We start from the raw sequence: 16997 nt of genomic DNA on the forward strand, positions 1-16997 counted from the left end.
AAATTTACGCTCAAGCCAGTTTGTTTCCAAAATATATAATCACGGCTCCCAAGATCACAAAAGCTAACCCTATGATGTCAAATCTGTTCATCATCTCCTTTTCTACAAATATCATCCATAAAAACGAAGATAGTATGTAGATACCGCCGTATATAGCGTAAATTCTGCCCGCAGCTTCAAGATCGATTTTAGTTAGGATGTAGGCAAATAGTATGAGTGAGATTAGTCCTGCTCCAAGCCAAGCGGAAGATTTAGCAAGTCTAAAATATAGCCAAAATGAAAAACAGCCAAAAATTTCAAAAAATGACGCAGCTAAAAATAGATAGATGTTTGTTATCACGAGTTGCCTTTGTCTAAAATTTGAGCGAATTATATCAGAAATTTGGATAAATTTTGATAGTTAAAATCAGATAATGAAGTTGATTAAAAAGAGAAAAGAGCCTAAAAATAGGCTCTTAAATTTTAATGAAGCTCGCTCCAAACTTTGCGTTTCCACAGCCAGCCAAAGATTCCAAAGATTAGGAAGTATATCATGATATAAATTCCCAAGCTCTCCCTTTCGGCTTTTTTCTCATCGCCCGCTTTTTGCATATAAGCTACGACTTGCTCTTCAGCTTGTTTGTTTAGACCTACTCTTGGCATAGCCGTTCCAGGAAGCATTTTTTGTGTGTCGTTGATAAATTTATGCAAATAATCAGCACCCTTTGAGCGTATCATCATAGATAGATCAGGCGGATTTGACCCCATGTATTCGGCTAAATTTACGCGGTTTGTAAAGACATATTGTTTTTCGTATTTCATGTCGTGACATCTTTGGCAAGAGTCTGCAAATACTTTCTCATCACTTACCTCTTTTGGCGCTACTGACTTAAGATAAGCTACCATATCGGCAAGCTCTTGGTTTATGTCTTCACCGCCGGCTCCGAAAAATGCAGGCATCGGATAAGGATTTTCGTCATTAAATTTATGCTTTAGTTTTAGCGCTATATTTGGATTTTTTATTACTGCTGCAAGGAAAGCGTCATCATATAGATATCCTGCAGTGCTTAGATCAGGCGGAACTACCTTATAAGCTTCGCTTGCACTTGCATTATCCATAGGAGCAGGCATGCCTGCAGCCTCAAGTCCGTGACAACCCGCACAGCCTGCGTTCATAAATACTTCCGCGCCTTTTTCGGCGTTGCCTTTTTTAAAGTCTATAGCACCTATTTCAGCCCAAAAAGTTTTGTACTCTTCAAGAGAGTCTTTCGCCTCTTGCAAGTCTTTTTCCGCATTTTTTATCTTGGCTGTCTCTCCAAGCTTTTTTGCGCTCTCTAAATCAGCTTCTCTTTTACTAACTACTACTTCAGCTTGCTTTACGTCGCCCTCGGCAAAGTTGTAATTAACAGGATCTACCTTAGGATGCATGATCGAGTGAGCGTAAGGCTCAATGCCCCAGTATGTTATCAACGATAGAACAACAACAACCATAAGAATTTTTAGCTCTCTCATTTGCCACCCCTTTTCTTTTCAAGCGTAGTTATGATAGGCAGTACCACAAGAAGCAAGATAAAGAATGTAATCGTTGAGTAAAATCCTATCCATGAATTTGAAATTCCCATTGTAACTCCGTCTGCAGGAAGCTTTCCAAATATCGTAAGAACTATCATGTCAATCACTAGTAGCCAGAACCATACGAAAAAGCCTTTTCTCTCGTGCGCAGGAGCAACAACGTCGCTTCTGTCGTATATCGGCATGAAAAATAGCGCGATACCTGCAAATGCAAACGCGATAAGACCGATATTGTAAGCAGAGAAGCCAAATATATCAAAGAAAAATCCGCGTAAAATTTCATACTGCCACAAGAAATACCACTCAGGATAGATGTGCGGTGGAGTTTTTAGTGGGTTGCCCGGCTCAAAGTTGATCGGATCCATCGCGAAGTTGAAGTGAAAGCACACAAGATAGAAGAAAAAGATCATGAAAAATCCGATATACATGAAATCTTTTGCTAAAAATCCCGGCCAGAAAGGTATAACCTTCGCGTTTGCTTTATCGCCTTTTAGATATTTTTCAGCCTCTACATCAAAGTCTATCTCCTCGCCTGTTTCATTGTTTACATGAGGAATTCTAAGCGTATAGAAGTGAAGCGCGATAACCGCTATCAAAACAAGCGGAAGCAAGCATACGTGAAGCATAAAAAAGCGTGTTAGGGTTGAGTCGCTAACCGCATAGTCGCCTCTTATCCACTCAACTACTGCATCTCCTATCACAGGAATTCCGCCAAATAAGTTCGTAATAACCATCGCCGCCCAGTAGCTCATCTGTCCCCATGGAAGCATATATCCGCTAAAAGCTTCGGCTGAAAATAGTATGAAAAGCAACATACCGCTTATCCAGATAAGCTCTCTTCCTTTTTTATATGAACCGTAATAAATCGCAGTAAACGTGTGAATGTAGATAATTAAGAAGATCACAGACGCGGCAACTGCGTGTATATGTCGCCATAACCAGCCGTACTCGACCTCTTTCATGATAGTGTAGTTTACGCTGTCAAAGGCTAAATTTATATCAGGCTTGTAATACATCATAAGCAAAAAGCCGGTTATCAAAAGCAATACAAAAAGCGTCGTAAGAATAACGCCCATAGCCCATAAGAAATTTATGTTTTTTGGTATCCAGTACTCGCTAACTAGCACTTTCATCATTTTATTAAGTGCTATTCTTTGATCCAGCCAGTCGATTATCCCCGTTGATTTACGAATTTGTGCCATATTTTCCTCCTATGCCTGAGCTACAAGTTTTTCATACTCAGGACCCGTTTCGCCAAGTACTAGCTTAGTCCCGTCTATCTTAAACGGCGGTATATCAAGAGGTCTTGGAGGAGGACCGAAGGTATTGATACCGTCTACGTTAAATTCTCCTGCGTGACAGGCGCAGATAAAGACTTGCTTGCTTGCTCTCCACTCAGGAATACAACCAAGATGCGTACAAAGTGCTATAGCCACTATGTATCTTGAGTCTCCAACCACCACATCTCTTTTGTCGTTTGGAGCCATATTTGCATCTTTTTTAAGGATAAAAATAGGCTTTTTACGCCACTCGATCTGGCGCATCTCGCCATCTTTCATTGGGCTAAGATCTACTGTCGTAAATCCTGCCGCTTTTACGCTTGGAAGCGGATCCCAAGTTTTTTTGACGGCTACAAGCGAAAAAGCACCACCTACGGCCGCAACCGCACCGAATGCCAATCCGATAAAATTCCGTCTTTCTTGTTTTACGGACATTATTTTCCTTTCTAATGATAATTTTTATCTATTATATCTTTGTAAAGTTTAAAACTTCATTTTGTAAATTAAAAATAGAAATTTTTTTAAGTCATGTTAAGGATTTATTAATAATAATCAGTGAAATATTATATTGCTTTTAAATTAATTTTTACTTTTTAAATCCTGTGCTTATCGAGACTTATTGTAATATTAATATTTTTAAATTTGGTTTTTTTGACAAAACATGTCATATTTAGTAAACAATGATAATAGATTTTTCATCTATTATCCTTTGAAAATTGGTATTATATTGTATAGAGTATTAAATTTTTATATAGCCAAATGTATAAATTAAAAAATGATAATAGCACAAGATAATTTGATAATAAGGAGACTTAGTTCCTGCTTTTTTGCAGTACTTGATTTTAAAATATAAAACATATATAAATATATTAATTAATAAAAAGTATTTCATAAGTATATATTGGGACAATCGTATTTATCATAATTAGTTAATTGGCAAATTTCTACTTTTGCATCAGAATATTTTTTGAGTATAGTAAGTGTTTTAAATAATGATTCATTTATTATCGTTATGTTTCTTGTTGATATTGTATAGCATATGCACAAGACTTTCATGGTAAAACAAGCTAAAATTTAAATAGGTTATGTTTATTTTTGATCTATAAAAAGCAATAGTAGCTTTTAGCTTTATAAATTAGACCATCTTAATCTGTTAAGATAGGGCAGTTGAACAAGCGAAGTTGTAAGTAGAAAGGAGTTGTTATTATAGTTATTACAATAACCTCACTCAATATTAGTCTTTGTATCTAAACGTTTTTAAATAAGAGGTTAAATAGTATTGACACTAAAATTTATTTATGAATTTTTAAAAAAAGATAATCCATATCAAGATTATTTATCGTTCAGCCTGCTAAAATTCCTTTGTTGATTTGATAATTGATACGAATTTACAAAGGAAAATAATGAGTAAAATTTACAATATCAAAGACGAAATTTGCTTTGAAAGCGGCGGTATAGTAAGCCAAAGACTATTTTCAAATAAAAATTTAGACCTTGATCTTTACGCGCTTGACACGACTGAAGAGCTTGATAAGGAGAAGCGATTTGGTGACTCGTTATTGTGGATTTTAGAGGGTGAAATTTCGCTTTTTTGTGAAGATGAGAAATTTAGCCTTAAACAAAACGAAGCTTTTATTATAGAAAAAGAGACGTGGCGCAAGGTCGTGAGTAAAGAAAAGACAAAGATGATTTTAATAGATTTTAAGGAGAATACAATGATAAACCACCTGCCAAAGGCCGAAATTTTCGCTCTTACGGATGCGATCGAGTATCAAGATGGCAAAGTCGTAAGTAAAACCCTTGTAAAAAACGAAAACGGCACGATGACGCTTATGAGTTTTCACGGAGAGCAGGAGCTTTCCACTCACGCTGCGCCGGGAGATGCGCTACTAGTTGCGCTTGAAGGAGAGCTTGCGCTTACGATAGGCGATGAGAATTTTAATATCAAAGCAGGCGATAGTATCGTGATGCCGGGCAAGATCCCGCACGGGCTAAAGATAAAAGATAAATTTAAAATGCTTTTAATAGTAACAAGAGATAAATAAAATTTTTATATCAAGCCGGTTGCCGTTCTTATAAAATTTTGCTTTAAAGCTTTTATGATAAACTATTATCAAAAATTAAACACTCTATAGCAGAATGCACAAAACATTTACTCGAAAATAGACTTTTAATATTTTGTTACAGCTTTGAGCTGAGTAAAAAGTAATTAAATATTAGTATGAGTTAGAGTCTAGTATCTCAAATTATTAAGCTTGTTTTGTGCATTTTACCACATGATTCTGCAATATGAATTGATTTTATCAATACAACGTTGATTCATATCAATACTTTCAATGAGTTAATAATGATATACTTAATCAAAATTAAAAGAAATCAAATTTCTCATAAATTTCATACAAAAAGGACGCAAGATGAGAGTAGTTTTAAGTTGTACTGCGTTAGCTAGCTTGCTTGTAGCAAATAGCGCAAATCCCGATAATATCGCTCCGTTAAAAGATTTCGCGCCACCTAAGCCATATACGCCAAATATTGCTCAAAGCGCATTTCCCGCACATCAGTTTGATCGCACGAATAGGGATGAGTATTTTTTCGTAACCGACCTGCTTGATGATTCGATGGATAAATTCCACGTTTCAGGCGGATTTTACGGTAGAGATTTTTATAGCTCCGCGCTTTTTAAATACCGTGGGGCAAATTTTTATACCATCTTAAACGCAAATTTTTCAAAGGGCAACCGCTACAAAGACGGTGGTGGCAATGAAGTTGATTTTGGCTACTCAAGACAAGGTCAAAGCGCTGTAGTAGGATTTGTACCAAACGATATAAGCGAATTTCGTTTTACATTTTTGCGTGATAACATAGACAACGAAAAAGAGCCGCATAATCCTACAGATGCAGTTAAAACCGAGCGTAAGATAGCTAAATTTAACGCAAGACTTGGTGAAGAAAGTCTTGCTAATACGCTAAATTTAGAGCTTATGTTAAGAGATATCAACCGCAACGCAAACAACTTTGAGCTAAGAAACTCTGCTCAAAAAGTTAAAGTTGAGATAGAAAGAAAAATTTTTGACGCGAAGCTTAGCTATGACGCTGATTTTGGCAATTTTCACAATATGATAGGAGCTAGTTATCAGCGTGATTTGCATGAGGGCAAAAGATACGGATTTGTTGGCGGCAAATGGGTGTTTAACGGATATCGCTTCGGTGATGTTAAAAACCAAAGCGTGAGAGTGTTTGACGAGATATCTTATAAATTTAACGAAGCAAACAAGCTAAATTTGGCGCTTAACTACGAGTGGATGAGCTCGAATTTGCGCGCGGCGAACAACGCATACTCAGCGCCTATGCCTCAAATTTCAACAATAAAAGGGCTGGTTAAGTCAATTTACGGCGAAAATTTAGACGGCGACATCAAGCATAAGGCTTTAAGCGCGAGTTTGAAATACGAATTTAGCCCGAATGAAAAGGATCTTTACTACGCGGCACTTGAGAGCATTAGCAGGATGCCTTCAAATATGGAGCGCTTTAACACCCTTTACGGACCGCTTGATAACGGCTGGATATCAAATCCGTTCTTAAAACCCGAGCGCCACAACCGCGTGAATTTGGGACTTGAGTATAAAAGCGAGTTTTTCAAAGAGTACCTAAGCTCAAAGCAGGGCGAGGATAGCTTTGCGATTAAAGCTCATCTTATCGCAAGCGACGTAAAAGATCTCATCATCTATGATCGCAGGCACTCAAAAGCGACTATGCCGATGAACAAAAACGCCGTTATCTCCAGAAACGTTGATGCTAAAATTTACAGCGCAAATTTAAGTGCGAGCTATAACTTCTTACAAAATTTTGGCTTAAAAGCAGCACTTTTTTACAACTACGGACAAAACAAAACAGACGGCAGAGCCCTTTATCAAATTCGTCCGTTTGAAGCGAATTTGGCAGCTGATTACAAGAGCTACGCAAGCTTTGGAAGCTTTAGTTTAGGCAGTGCGCTTAGATATGTGGCAAAGCAAAACAGAGGCGATTTTGATAAAAGCACCGGACTTGGTATAGACAGCAAAGAGGCAAAAGCGTTTACACTCATAGACATTTACGGTGCGGTTGAGTTTAGAAATAAATTCGGCTTAAGATTTGGCGTAAATAATATCTTTGATAAGGAGTATGCGGAGTTTATAAGTGGCGATCATGTCGCAGCTCTTGATCCAAGGAGAGTAAATGCTCCAGGCAGAACGGTGTTTGTGAGTTTTCACTCAAGTTTTTGATAAAAGCTAGTCTAGCAAGCGCTTTTTTGAGATTTTGCAAAATTTGCACTGCAGCAGGCTATCTTGCCTAGCTTTGCTTAATTTTGCTTCAAAGCTCAAAAAATCATCTCGCGATACTTTGCTTTTACGACTTTATTTTAGTTAAAAATTTAGATCAACACAAAGGATAAAAGATGAAAAGACGAAATTTCTTAGGTTTAGGCGCAGCTCTTGGAGTAACGGCATTAGCCCCAGATTTGTTTGCAAAAGAGAGGTTTGATATCTGGGGAATGCCTGCCATCCCAAGCACTATGCTTGCGGTTGCGACTATGCAAGGCGAGCTTAATAAAACTCACGATATGAAACTGCGAATTTGGAGCAACCCCGACCAGCTTCGCGCGGGTGTGGCAAGCGGAGATATGAAGCTAACCGCGGCGCCAAGTAATGTGGGCGTAAATTTAGCCAACCAAGGCATAAAATTTGGCATGCTAAACATCATGACAAACGGACTTCAAAACGTCCTTGTTAAAGACGCAAGCATAAAAAGCATAGAGGATTTAGTCGGTAAAAAGCTCATCATGCCTTTTAAGAACGATATGCCAGATCTCGTACTTCGTGCTATTTGCAAAAAGCGCGGCATAGACATCTCAAAGATCGACATCACCTACGTGCAAACTCCGCCTGAGTCGGTTGGGCTGTTTTTGCAAAAAGACTATGACGCTGCACTATCCATCGAGCCTATGAGCTCGGCTGCCATACTTAAGGGCAAAAAGATGGGCGTGGATGTAAGTGTGGGCTTTGAACTGCCTGAAATTTGGGGCGAGAGCTTTGGCGTAAAACCATATATCCCGCAAGCAGGTCTTATAGTGAGTTTGGATTATTATAACGCTAACAGAGAGGTTTTTGAAGTATTTCATAATGACTTGCAAAACTCTCTTAAGTGGATTTTGCAAAACAAGCAAAGTGCCGCCAAGATCGGCGCTCAGTATCTGCCTGCGCCTGAGCCGGCTCTTGCAAATGCATTTGAACGTTCAAATTTAACCGTAACTAAAGCAAGCGATTTGGCTGATGAGCTGATGAGCTTTTTTGAAGTGTTGTTTGAGCTAAATCCAAAAATTTTAGGCGGGAAAATGCCTGATAAGAGCCTATTTTTATGATTTTAATCGATAACGTTAAAAAGGATCGCGCGGTGATAAACCGCGTGGTTGATTATCTTTGGGGCGGATTTAGCGGCTTTGCCACGATATGTCTTTTGATCGCTCTTTGGCAGCTTGGTAGTGAAAAATTCGGCGAATTTATGCTGCCTGCTCCAAAGGTCGTTTTTCTTAAGGCTTATTCGCTTCTGCTTGAATACAAGGCAAGTGAGATTGATGTAACGCTGTTTAGATCGCTTGTGGGTGTGGGAACTGCATGTATCATCGGCATCACGCTTGGGCTTATTGCCGGTGCTTATAAGAGCTTTGCCGCACTTTTAAAGCCGCTTATAACGGTGCTTTTAGCCATGCCGCCGATTATTTGGATAGTGATGGCGATATTTTGGTTCGGATTTGGAAATTTTAGCACTATCTTTACCATCATCATAACCGTTTTGCCGTTAACGTTTGCAAGCTCGGCGGTTGGCATGATGAGTGTTAGTGAAGAGCTAAAGGAGATGTTTGACGCATATCATCTTGGGCTTGCAAGGAAAATTCGCCACCTTTACATCCCGCATCTTACGGGATATATCATAAGCTCGCTAAGTGTGGCTGTGGCGATGGGCGTTAAGATAGTCATTATGGCGGAGCTTTTGGGAGCAAATGAAGGAATGGGCGCAAAGATAGCAAGCGCGCGGGTTATGCTTGATACGACCGAGGTGATGGCTTACGTGGTACTTGTTATCACGCTTATCATGCTTTTTGAATACCTAATCATCGAGCCTTTAAAGATAGCGCTCATGCCTTGGAAGCGCTAAGGAGCGATAATGCTGGAACTTAAAAATGTAGAATATGAAATTTTGCGCGATAAGGTAGTGAGAAATTTTAGCCTAGATGTTAAAAGCGGCGAGGTTATAACTCTTTTTGGCGCAAGCGGGTGCGGTAAGACTACGATACTTAGGCTAATTTCCGGTATCATAGAGCCAAGAAAAGGGCGCATAATCAACAAATTCGCCCGCACGACCTATCTTTTTCAAGAAAACCGCCTCCTAGAGTGGAAAAACGCCCTTGAAAACGTGCTTTTAGTTATGGATAAACTCGATGAAAGTCTAGTACTTAGCTACTTTGAAAGGCTTGGTCTTGGTAAAAAGGACGCTAGAAAATATCCTGATGAGCTAAGCGGCGGTATGCGCCAAAGGGTCGCCTTCGTGCGTGCTATCGTTACCCAGCCTGATTTGCTTTTGATGGATGAGCCGTTTTCGGGGCTTGATTATGACATGAAAGAAATTTTGATGGAGATGATCGCAGACCGCGTGAAAAACGGCATGAGCGTAGTGCTTGTGACGCATGATAGGATGGAAGCGGCTAAGATGAGCGATGAAATTTGCTTCCTTGAGAGCAAAGGTGCTGTCATCGAGCGTAGGCTAAAGCTTGAAAAGCGCTTTGAAGATAGGAATTTTGATTACTTAAACGCCGTGATAAACGAGAATTTTAAGGGGAAAATTTACTATGATTAATGATTTTTTTACCTATCCTATGCGGATATTTTTCCTTTCAAGCGCGATTTGTGCTGCGCTTGGTGGAGTTATATTCTTTGCGCCGGTTGATTTTATAAGCCTTCATAAATTTATATTTTTACACCTTGTGGGCGCGCTTGCTTATGCGGGATTTTTGCTTACGGGACTTACGGACTGGACGAATTTTACTAAATCGCTTAAAATTCATGCTCATATTTTGTTTGGAATTTTTGCTCTTAGTTTCTTTGCTTCACTCGTAAATTTGTGGTTTGCTCATCTTTTTATGGCGATTTTTTGGGCGTATTTGGTGATGCTTTGCGCTTATATGATCTGGCTTGATAAAAACGATGATCAATTCGGGGTTATGGGCTTTTTGCTTGGAATTTTGCTCTTTGAAATTTGCTATCTTTTAAGCGGTGAAGAGAAGTTTTTAAATTTGCAAATTCATCTGCATATCATCGCGATTTTGCTCATATCATTTCGCGTTAGTATGGTGCTTGGACGAGAGGCGATAAAGCGCGAAAGCGATATGGATGAGGCTGTGTTTGTGCCAAATTTGGTCTATAAAAATATCGCCATTTGTTGCGTTTGTGCGTTTTTGATCTTAAGCGTGTTTTTTGAATCAAGCGGTGCTATAAGCTACGCTGCATTAGCGTGCGGTGCCGCGGTATTTGCAAAGCTTAAAGAGTGGCACTACAAAGAGCTTTTAAGACATAATTTCATCGTGTTTTACTACCTTATGCAGCTTCTTGTGGCGGTAGCTTACACGCTATTTGGCATAAGCGGAATTTTGAGTCTTGGGCTTGAAACAAATATGCTTCATATCCTTGCACTTAACGGCATAGTATTTAGTATCATGCTTATTTTTAATATCGCCGGACTTCGTCACAGTGGACAGGAACTTGAATTTCTGCGTCTTAGTAAGATAGCGTTTGTTTTAGTTGTGACCGCGGGAATTTTTAGGGGATTTTTCGCTTATGCTTGGAGTGGATTTCATATACATTTGCCTGCGACATTGCTTACTATAGGCTTTGTGTTTTGGTTTGTGGATTTTTATAAGATATTTAGAGATAATGAATTTAGCGACGATCCTGAGTAAGAAATTCGAGTTTAAATCGGCTAAAAGCGATAAATTTGCTGATTTTGCAAAGAGTATTATGATAAATATCGACTCAAATGGCATAGAGACTAAACCTAAAACTCCACTTCGCGACAGATGGTTTCAAATGGGACTTAATAGGGGTTATTTTATTATTGATAAACAAAAAATTAATTCACTTTTTGTATTTCAGATTTTTACCAAATTGTGTTGCATGCTAAACAACATAAGACCTTTAGTGCTTGATTTTTTTCCTTTATTAGATGAGTATAAAATAATTTGCAACAAACTTAATTTGTATAACTCTAAAAAGACTTTGTCAATACAAAAAGATTTCGTATTGACCGCGATGGTGTATTATCTTTTTCAAAACTACCCTAATAATTTGTTAAATTTCATAAAACAAAATAAATTAACCTATAGAGAATTTATACATGGTTTTAATGATATTCCATTCTGGTATAAAGAAATAGTAGGTAGTCTTATACCGCCACAAAATAAGATAGGCAGATTAATAAGTGAAAACGAAGTTGTGTCTGCGATTAGATATCTAAGAAGTATTGATAAGATTGTGAATCAAAAAAATGTAGCTGATGTTATTGGATGCCACTATACTGTACATAGGCAATTCGTAAGAATTTATAAACAAATAATATAGTTTAATAATTTATAGATAAGCAATATCTAGTTTCATACCTTGCTTAATAGTCCACTTGCCCATCTAATTAAATCTCTTTTTGATAGATCTTTTGTGTGTTCATGATTTTTTGTTACAAATTTTAAAGGAGTATTCTTATATATATTTTTTATATTTTCTATTGTCATATCATCTATAAAATATAAATTTATAAAAAAATCAAAAGTATTTTGTGTTACTGGATTGTTTGAAATAATCACCCAAGTACTTGCCGATGAATTTTCCCATTTTCAATATCTAGTAACCCTATATGTAAATTATTGTACTTAAATGTTGCTGTAATGTATTCTTTTTCTCTTTGATTTAGTTTACATTTTGGTTTAACTTTTCTGGTTTTTTGGTCTATGATTTGTGGTAGCTTTTGAACATTGTTTTTGACTAAACCTTCTATGTTGCATTCGGCTTTTAAAAAATCAATATACTTATTGAATGCTTCAAAATTTTTAATGCGTTCGTCGTTAATTTTCTTCATGATATATTCTTTTAGTTTTGTGCCGAGCACAACTTTTCTTATTGTGTTTACGCCTTCAATCTGCGATTCGGTAGTGCTTTGATCTATTGGCGTATTGTTTAAAGCGTATTCTTTTATCTGTAATATTTTTATTATGCTATCAATAGTTTCTTCTTTTTCTTTTACTTCTATGCCGCATAAGCTTCCACAAGAAAAATTTTTGTCTTTATAAATTTTGTTATAAAAATATGCACGAGTCGCTGGCGCTTCTTTAAGTATCTCTGTTGTGTCATGTGGCATCATGGACTTTACAGTGGGTAATGACGAAAAATCTTTCATGCTTTTTATAATATTATCTTTTTGAATTATTTTAAGAAGTTTTGTGAATCCGAGACTTGAATAATCATTAGTAATTTCATGTATGAAATAAGTAAGCTTGCCATGCTTATCATTAATGAGTGATGCCCTAGATTCAATTCTAAATTCATCCATAATAGGAAATTTTGCTTTTATTGGCATGTTTTTCACTGTTTTATTTTTCATATAATTAAGATAGGATTGTATGTAGGCACTGATGTCCTCAAAACATTTCTTGGAATACTCTTGGCATACAAAGCGATGTATATGAGCTGCATCTTCGTCTGATTTTTTCTGCTTTAGTATAATTGTAGCCTTATTGTTTTCAATATATGCTCCTTGATGCAGATTGTCTAGTTGATCTTTAAATACAGCCTCTCTTAAGCCAGTAAATCTGAAATAATAGTATATTGCAACTGCATAGTGCGGGATTATTACATTGAAATTGTCAAAACAAATATAATAGCAATATATTTGTTTGGCGTATTTTAGATATGGATTTAATAATTTATCAAAAAGATAAAAAATTTCACTTTCTTCTATCAGTTCTTCTAATTTAAATGTGTTATCTTTATTTATCATATAAGTATTGATATTAAAGTTAAATCTTTGTATCTCATTATTAATTATTTCTGTTGTTTTACACCCATTCAAGAAATACTTCCTGACAGGAAAATGAGTAAAAAGTAGCTCCGGAGAAAGATTGTAGCTAAAAGTATAATTTTTTTCATGGTTTTTTATTATAACCTTGAATTTATTATTTGCATAATCATCACTATTAAGCATTAGTCTTATTGGGAGTAGAATTTCAAAAATATCTTTAGGATTTTTTGCCATAAATTCCGGGATTATATTCCTAGTGGTTTTGTTTCTCCCCATTTTCATTCTCATTTTTTATTGTATATATTATCAATTTTTATTTCCTATTCTCATTTTATTTTGACTTTGACAAAATTGCTTAATATAAATGTGTAAAATATCAATCGCAGCAGGTGTAATGCCCGAAATTTCACTTGCTGCAAATAGCGTAGGCGGCGCAAATTTTTCAAGTTTTTCTACTACTTCGTTACTAAGCCCGCTGATACCGCGGAAGCTAAAGCCTTCAGGAATTTTGATGCTCATCATATCTTTCATTTTATCGATTTGGTTTTTTTGCTCGTTTATGTAGTGCTTATATTTGCATTCGATTAAAATTTGCTCCAAGCTAGCTTCGTCTAAATTTTCAAAGAATTCATCCAGTTTGCGTAGTTTTTCTTCGTTAAAGCTCTTTCTGGCGACTATCTTTTGAAGTGTTATTTTTTCGCTGATGATATCTTCATTTAAGCTTGCAAGCATGGCTAAATTTTCTTTTGAGGGAGTTAGCTCGCGACTTTCTAAAATTTCAAGCCCTTTAGCCAAATTTGCTCTTATGCTTTCTATTTTTTTGTAGGTTTTTGCATCTATCAGCCCAAGCTCGCGTCCGTATGAGCCAAGTCTTAAGATCGCGTTATCTTCGCGCAAAAGCAAGCGGTATTCTGCTCTGCTGGTAAACATTCTATAAGGCTCTTTTGTGCCTTTTGTGACCAGATCATCTATCATCACGCCGATATACGCTTCATCTCGGCGCAAGACTAAAGGCTCTTTTTCATCGATACTTAAAACCGCATTTATGCCTGCCATGAGCCCTTGTGCACCTGCTTCTTCGTATCCTGTCGTGCCGTTTATCTGGCCTGCTAAGTAAAGCCCCTTTATCTTTTTGGTTTCTAAACTGTGTTTTAGCTCGGTAGGTTCGACGTAGTCGTATTCAATAGCATATCCGTGGCGAACTATGCGAGCCTTTTCAAAGCCTTTTACCGAGCGCAGCATCTTAACTTGCACTTCGTAAGGAAGGCTCGTTGAAAAGCCGTTGATGTAGTATTCAGTCGCTTCAAGAGTTTGAGGCTCGATGAAAAGATGGTGGCGCTCTTTATCTGCAAAGCGATTTATCTTATCCTCTATGCTTGGGCAGTATCTTGGTCCGACACCCTCGATTTGCCCCGTAAAAAGCGGTGCTTTATCGAAATTTGAGCGGATAGTCTCGTGCGTGATATCGTTTGTATAAGCGATGTAGCAAGGCAGTTGAGTAGGGTTAAAATTTTCTGTTCTAAAGCTAAACGGCTTTGGATTTTCATCTCCGCCTTGCTTTTCAAGCACGCTAAAATCAATCGTCTTGGCATCTATCCTCGGACAAGTTCCGGTTTTTAGCCTGCCCATTTTAAGCCCTAAATTTGCAAGACTTGAGCTTAAATTTGTAGAGCTTAGCTCGCCAACGCGACCCGCTTTAAGCTTGTTAAATCCCACGTGAATAAGCCCGTTTAAAAAAGTTCCAGTGGTAATGATAAGCTTTTTGGCTCCATACGTATTTTCAAGATGTGTTTTTACACCTGTTATCTCGCCGTTTTGAGTTAAAATTTCAGTTGCTATCTCTTGAGAAATTTCTAAATTTGGAGTGTTTAAAAGCAAATTTCGCATATAGACTCTATATCTATCCATATCAATTTGCGCTCTTGAACCGCGAACCGCAGGACCTTTGCTCTCATTTAGCACGCGAAACTGAATTCCCGTAGCGTCCGTTGCAAACCCCATAGCTCCGCCAAGTGCGTCTATCTCTTTTACGAGATGACCTTTTGCCAGTCCTCCGATTGCGGGATTACAGCTTGCTGCACCGATTTGCTCTGCTAGAATTGTTATAAGAAGTGTTTTTTTACCCATTTTTGCAGCCGCCGTGCAAGCTTCAATGCCCGCATGACCGCCGCCGATTACGACTACATCATAATTATCCACTAAATTTGCCTTTTAAAAATAAAGGGGATTTTAACTAAAAAGTTATAAAGGTTAGCTGATTAAGATTGTATAAAATTTTAGTTATAATTTTATACAAATTTATTAGTTTTTTAATATCTGTCAAATTTTTGGAGTTAAATTTGGGATTAGAAATTTTAAAATCAAAAAGCGTTTTATATGCAGAAGATGAACCAAGTGTCGCAAACGAGGTTATAGCCCTTTTGAATATGTTTTTAAAGAAGTTTTTTATGCAAAAAACGGAAAAGAAGTTTTAGAAATTTATGAAGAGACAACTCCAGACATGCTTTTACTTGATGTGTCTATGCCTATTTTAGACGGGCTTGAAGCGCTTAAAACCATAAGAAAAATTGATAAAGATATAGTTGTAGTTATGCTTACGGCTTTTGATGATAAAAGCACGCTTTTAAGGGCTGTAGAGCTAAATATAACAAAATTTTTAATAAAACCTTTTAATAAGCAAAATTTTATATCTATGCTTGAAACTTGCGCTAAAAAATTCAGTCCAAAAGATATAACAATAGATGAAATTCGCACTCTATCGCTTGAAAATATGTCTATACAAACCGAGCAAAATTTAGAGATAAAGCTTACTAAAAAAGAGTTTTTACTACTTAAGTTTATGCTTGAAAATAGGGGCAGAGTTTGTCAATTTGATGAAATTTTAAATGCGGTTTACGAGTATGATAAAGGTAGCAAAGATAGCTTAAAAGCTATAATTAAAGAACTTAGGAAAAAATGTGAATTTTTATCTCTTGAAAACTCTTTTGGACTAGGATATATACTTAAGTGAAGCTGTCTATAAAAATTAAAACACTAAGCGTTGTTTTGGTAATTTTTATCCTGTTTTTATCGGTATTTTCATATCTTCGCTATGAAAATATGAAGAGTATAAGTCAAAATAACATGCAAACTACAAATTTTAGACTTCAAAATCTAATCAAGCGCAACATATCTAGCCTTAATGAGTTTTTACATAATAGAGCCGAAGCAAATTTTAACTCTACGGGAGTTAGACATGCTTTAAGAAATTCTCTTTCAAATGAGCTTTACATGCTTAGTTTGGGTAGATATAAAATTTTGTCTAAAGAGAATATTTTTCTAAAACAGATGGCGTTTTTTGATAATAATTTTAAACTCATAACAAAGATGAATGATAGTATAAATTTGCCTATGATAGCGGCATGGAATGACGGATTTTATCTACATAAAGATGAGGTGTTGTTTATAAGTTCTACGAAAAACGAAGACGGATATCTTGTTTTTATTTTTGATGCGAAGCATTTTTTGGATCTTGTAGAAAAAGAGGGTTATACCAAGGCTAAATTTGTTCTTGATTTTGAGCTTAATGGTTTTAAGAAGGCTAAAATAGGCATACTTGATAGAGTGTCAAATCCGTTTTTATCTTTTGAAAATTTATATATGTTTGAAGATAAACTTACTTTGATGCATAAATTTAATATAGATTTTTTGGATAGCAAAAGCGGATATATCGTAGTTTTTGAGGATATGTCAGCACTAAATAAAGATATAAAAAAGGCTTTTTACGTAACTGTCGGTGTTGGGTTTATTATGTTTGTGAGTGCTTTTTTGATACTTAATTACGCTTTTAACGTTTTGATTAAAAGGCTTGAGATAAGCGAGCGCAGTTTAGCCTTTGCAAATGAAAATTTAAAAAACGAGGTAAAAACTCAAACCGAGCAGATCATACAAAAAGAGCGGGTTTATGATACATCAAAACCGATTAGCAAGTATGGGCGAGATGCTCTCAAATATCTCTCATCAGCGGAAGCAGCCTCTAAGCGCACTTTCTGCAATCATCACAAAGCTTGATCTTATGAATGACTTGAG

The 16997-nt window shown here is 36.6% G+C and carries 17 protein-coding genes; 10 read left to right on the forward strand and 7 right to left on the reverse strand.

The genetic code is table 11. The features are described from left to right. Positions 1-10: 10 nt before the first annotated feature. The 4 genes from CDOMC_RS01695 to CDOMC_RS01710 all read right to left on the reverse strand — a co-directional run bounded on the left by CDOMC_RS01695 (position 11) and on the right by CDOMC_RS01710 (position 3266). Entirely contained in the window at positions 11-340 is a 330-nt protein-coding gene (locus CDOMC_RS01695) for a YnfA family protein (RefSeq protein WP_172127380.1), read from the reverse strand. A gap of 122 nt (positions 341-462) precedes the next feature. Beyond that, on the reverse strand, positions 463-1491 hold the full coding sequence (locus CDOMC_RS01700; protein ID WP_172127382.1) for a c-type cytochrome: 1029 nt from the start codon (positions 1489-1491) through the stop codon (positions 463-465). After that, positions 1488-2753: a cytochrome b gene (locus CDOMC_RS01705; RefSeq protein ID WP_172127384.1), complete on the reverse strand. Its 1266-nt coding sequence runs from the start codon at positions 2751-2753 to the stop codon at positions 1488-1490. Before CDOMC_RS01705 ends, CDOMC_RS01700 begins: the two co-directional genes overlap by 4 nt. A gap of 9 nt (positions 2754-2762) precedes the next feature. Continuing rightward, positions 2763-3266 (reverse strand): Rieske 2Fe-2S domain-containing protein, encoded by a 504-nt coding sequence (locus CDOMC_RS01710; RefSeq protein WP_172127386.1) that lies wholly within the window; start codon positions 3264-3266, stop codon positions 2763-2765. A gap of 968 nt (positions 3267-4234) precedes the next feature. On the opposite strand from CDOMC_RS01710, the gene CDOMC_RS01715 reads away from it, so the two are divergent. The 7 genes from CDOMC_RS01715 (at position 4235) to CDOMC_RS01745 (ending at position 11479) form a co-directional block, all read left to right on the forward strand. Next, positions 4235-4876, forward strand: a complete 642-nt coding sequence (locus CDOMC_RS01715; RefSeq protein ID WP_172127387.1) for a cupin domain-containing protein — start codon at positions 4235-4237, stop codon at positions 4874-4876. Positions 4877-5245: 369 nt separating this feature from the next. After that, positions 5246-7093: a TonB-dependent receptor domain-containing protein gene (locus CDOMC_RS01720; protein WP_172127388.1), complete on the forward strand. Its 1848-nt coding sequence runs from the start codon at positions 5246-5248 to the stop codon at positions 7091-7093. Positions 7094-7266: 173 nt separating this feature from the next. Further along, positions 7267-8229 (forward strand): ABC transporter substrate-binding protein, encoded by a 963-nt coding sequence (locus tag CDOMC_RS01725; protein WP_172127389.1) that lies wholly within the window; start codon positions 7267-7269, stop codon positions 8227-8229. Then, positions 8226-9023, forward strand: a complete 798-nt coding sequence (locus tag CDOMC_RS01730; RefSeq protein ID WP_172127390.1) for an ABC transporter permease — start codon at positions 8226-8228, stop codon at positions 9021-9023. The genes CDOMC_RS01725 and CDOMC_RS01730 overlap by 4 nt, the downstream gene beginning before the upstream one ends. 9 nt (positions 9024-9032) lie before the next feature. Continuing rightward, positions 9033-9722 (forward strand): ABC transporter ATP-binding protein, encoded by a 690-nt coding sequence (locus CDOMC_RS01735; RefSeq protein WP_172127391.1) that lies wholly within the window; start codon positions 9033-9035, stop codon positions 9720-9722. Further along, positions 9715-10821 carry an NnrS family protein gene (locus CDOMC_RS01740; RefSeq protein WP_172127392.1) on the forward strand — a complete coding sequence of 369 codons (1107 nt, stop codon included), beginning with the start codon at positions 9715-9717 and terminating at the stop codon, positions 10819-10821. The genes CDOMC_RS01735 and CDOMC_RS01740 overlap by 8 nt, the downstream gene beginning before the upstream one ends. Beyond that, entirely contained in the window at positions 10796-11479 is a 684-nt protein-coding gene (locus tag CDOMC_RS01745; RefSeq protein ID WP_172127393.1) for a hypothetical protein, read from the forward strand. The genes CDOMC_RS01740 and CDOMC_RS01745 overlap by 26 nt, the downstream gene beginning before the upstream one ends. Positions 11480-11511: 32 nt before the next feature. Here CDOMC_RS01745 and CDOMC_RS10075 read toward each other — a convergent pair whose 3' ends face one another. The 3 genes from CDOMC_RS10075 to mnmG are packed head-to-tail and all read right to left on the reverse strand — an operon-like array spanning position 11512 to position 15128. Continuing rightward, entirely contained in the window at positions 11512-11718 is a 207-nt protein-coding gene (locus CDOMC_RS10075) for a hypothetical protein (RefSeq protein WP_218975684.1), read from the reverse strand. Then, positions 11715-13211: a hypothetical protein gene (locus CDOMC_RS01750; RefSeq protein WP_218975685.1), complete on the reverse strand. Its 1497-nt coding sequence runs from the start codon at positions 13209-13211 to the stop codon at positions 11715-11717. Before CDOMC_RS01750 ends, CDOMC_RS10075 begins: the two co-directional genes overlap by 4 nt. A gap of 24 nt (positions 13212-13235) precedes the next feature. Next, positions 13236-15128: a tRNA uridine-5-carboxymethylaminomethyl(34) synthesis enzyme MnmG gene (mnmG, locus tag CDOMC_RS01755; protein WP_172127396.1), complete on the reverse strand. Its 1893-nt coding sequence runs from the start codon at positions 15126-15128 to the stop codon at positions 13236-13238. Positions 15129-15256: 128 nt separating this feature from the next. Between mnmG and CDOMC_RS01760 the strand changes: the two genes are divergently transcribed. From CDOMC_RS01760 to CDOMC_RS01770, 3 genes are read left to right on the forward strand one after another with little or no spacing between them, the layout of a single operon-like run. Continuing rightward, positions 15257-15403, forward strand: coding sequence for a hypothetical protein (locus tag CDOMC_RS01760; RefSeq protein WP_185768471.1), 147 nt, complete (start codon positions 15257-15259; stop codon positions 15401-15403). 2 nt (positions 15404-15405) lie between these two features. Then, a complete protein-coding gene (locus CDOMC_RS01765) occupies positions 15406-15939 on the forward strand; it encodes a response regulator transcription factor (protein ID WP_236861362.1) in 534 nt (177 codons plus the stop codon). A 35-nt stretch (positions 15940-15974) separates the two neighbouring features. Next, a complete protein-coding gene (locus CDOMC_RS01770) occupies positions 15975-16979 on the forward strand; it encodes a hypothetical protein (RefSeq protein WP_172127400.1) in 1005 nt (334 codons plus the stop codon). Positions 16980-16997: the final 18 nt, after the last annotated feature.

Origin of the sequence: Campylobacter sp. RM16192 (assembly GCF_004803855.2) — a bacterium.
In the GTDB taxonomy this organism is placed as follows: domain Bacteria; phylum Campylobacterota; class Campylobacteria; order Campylobacterales; family Campylobacteraceae; genus Campylobacter_A.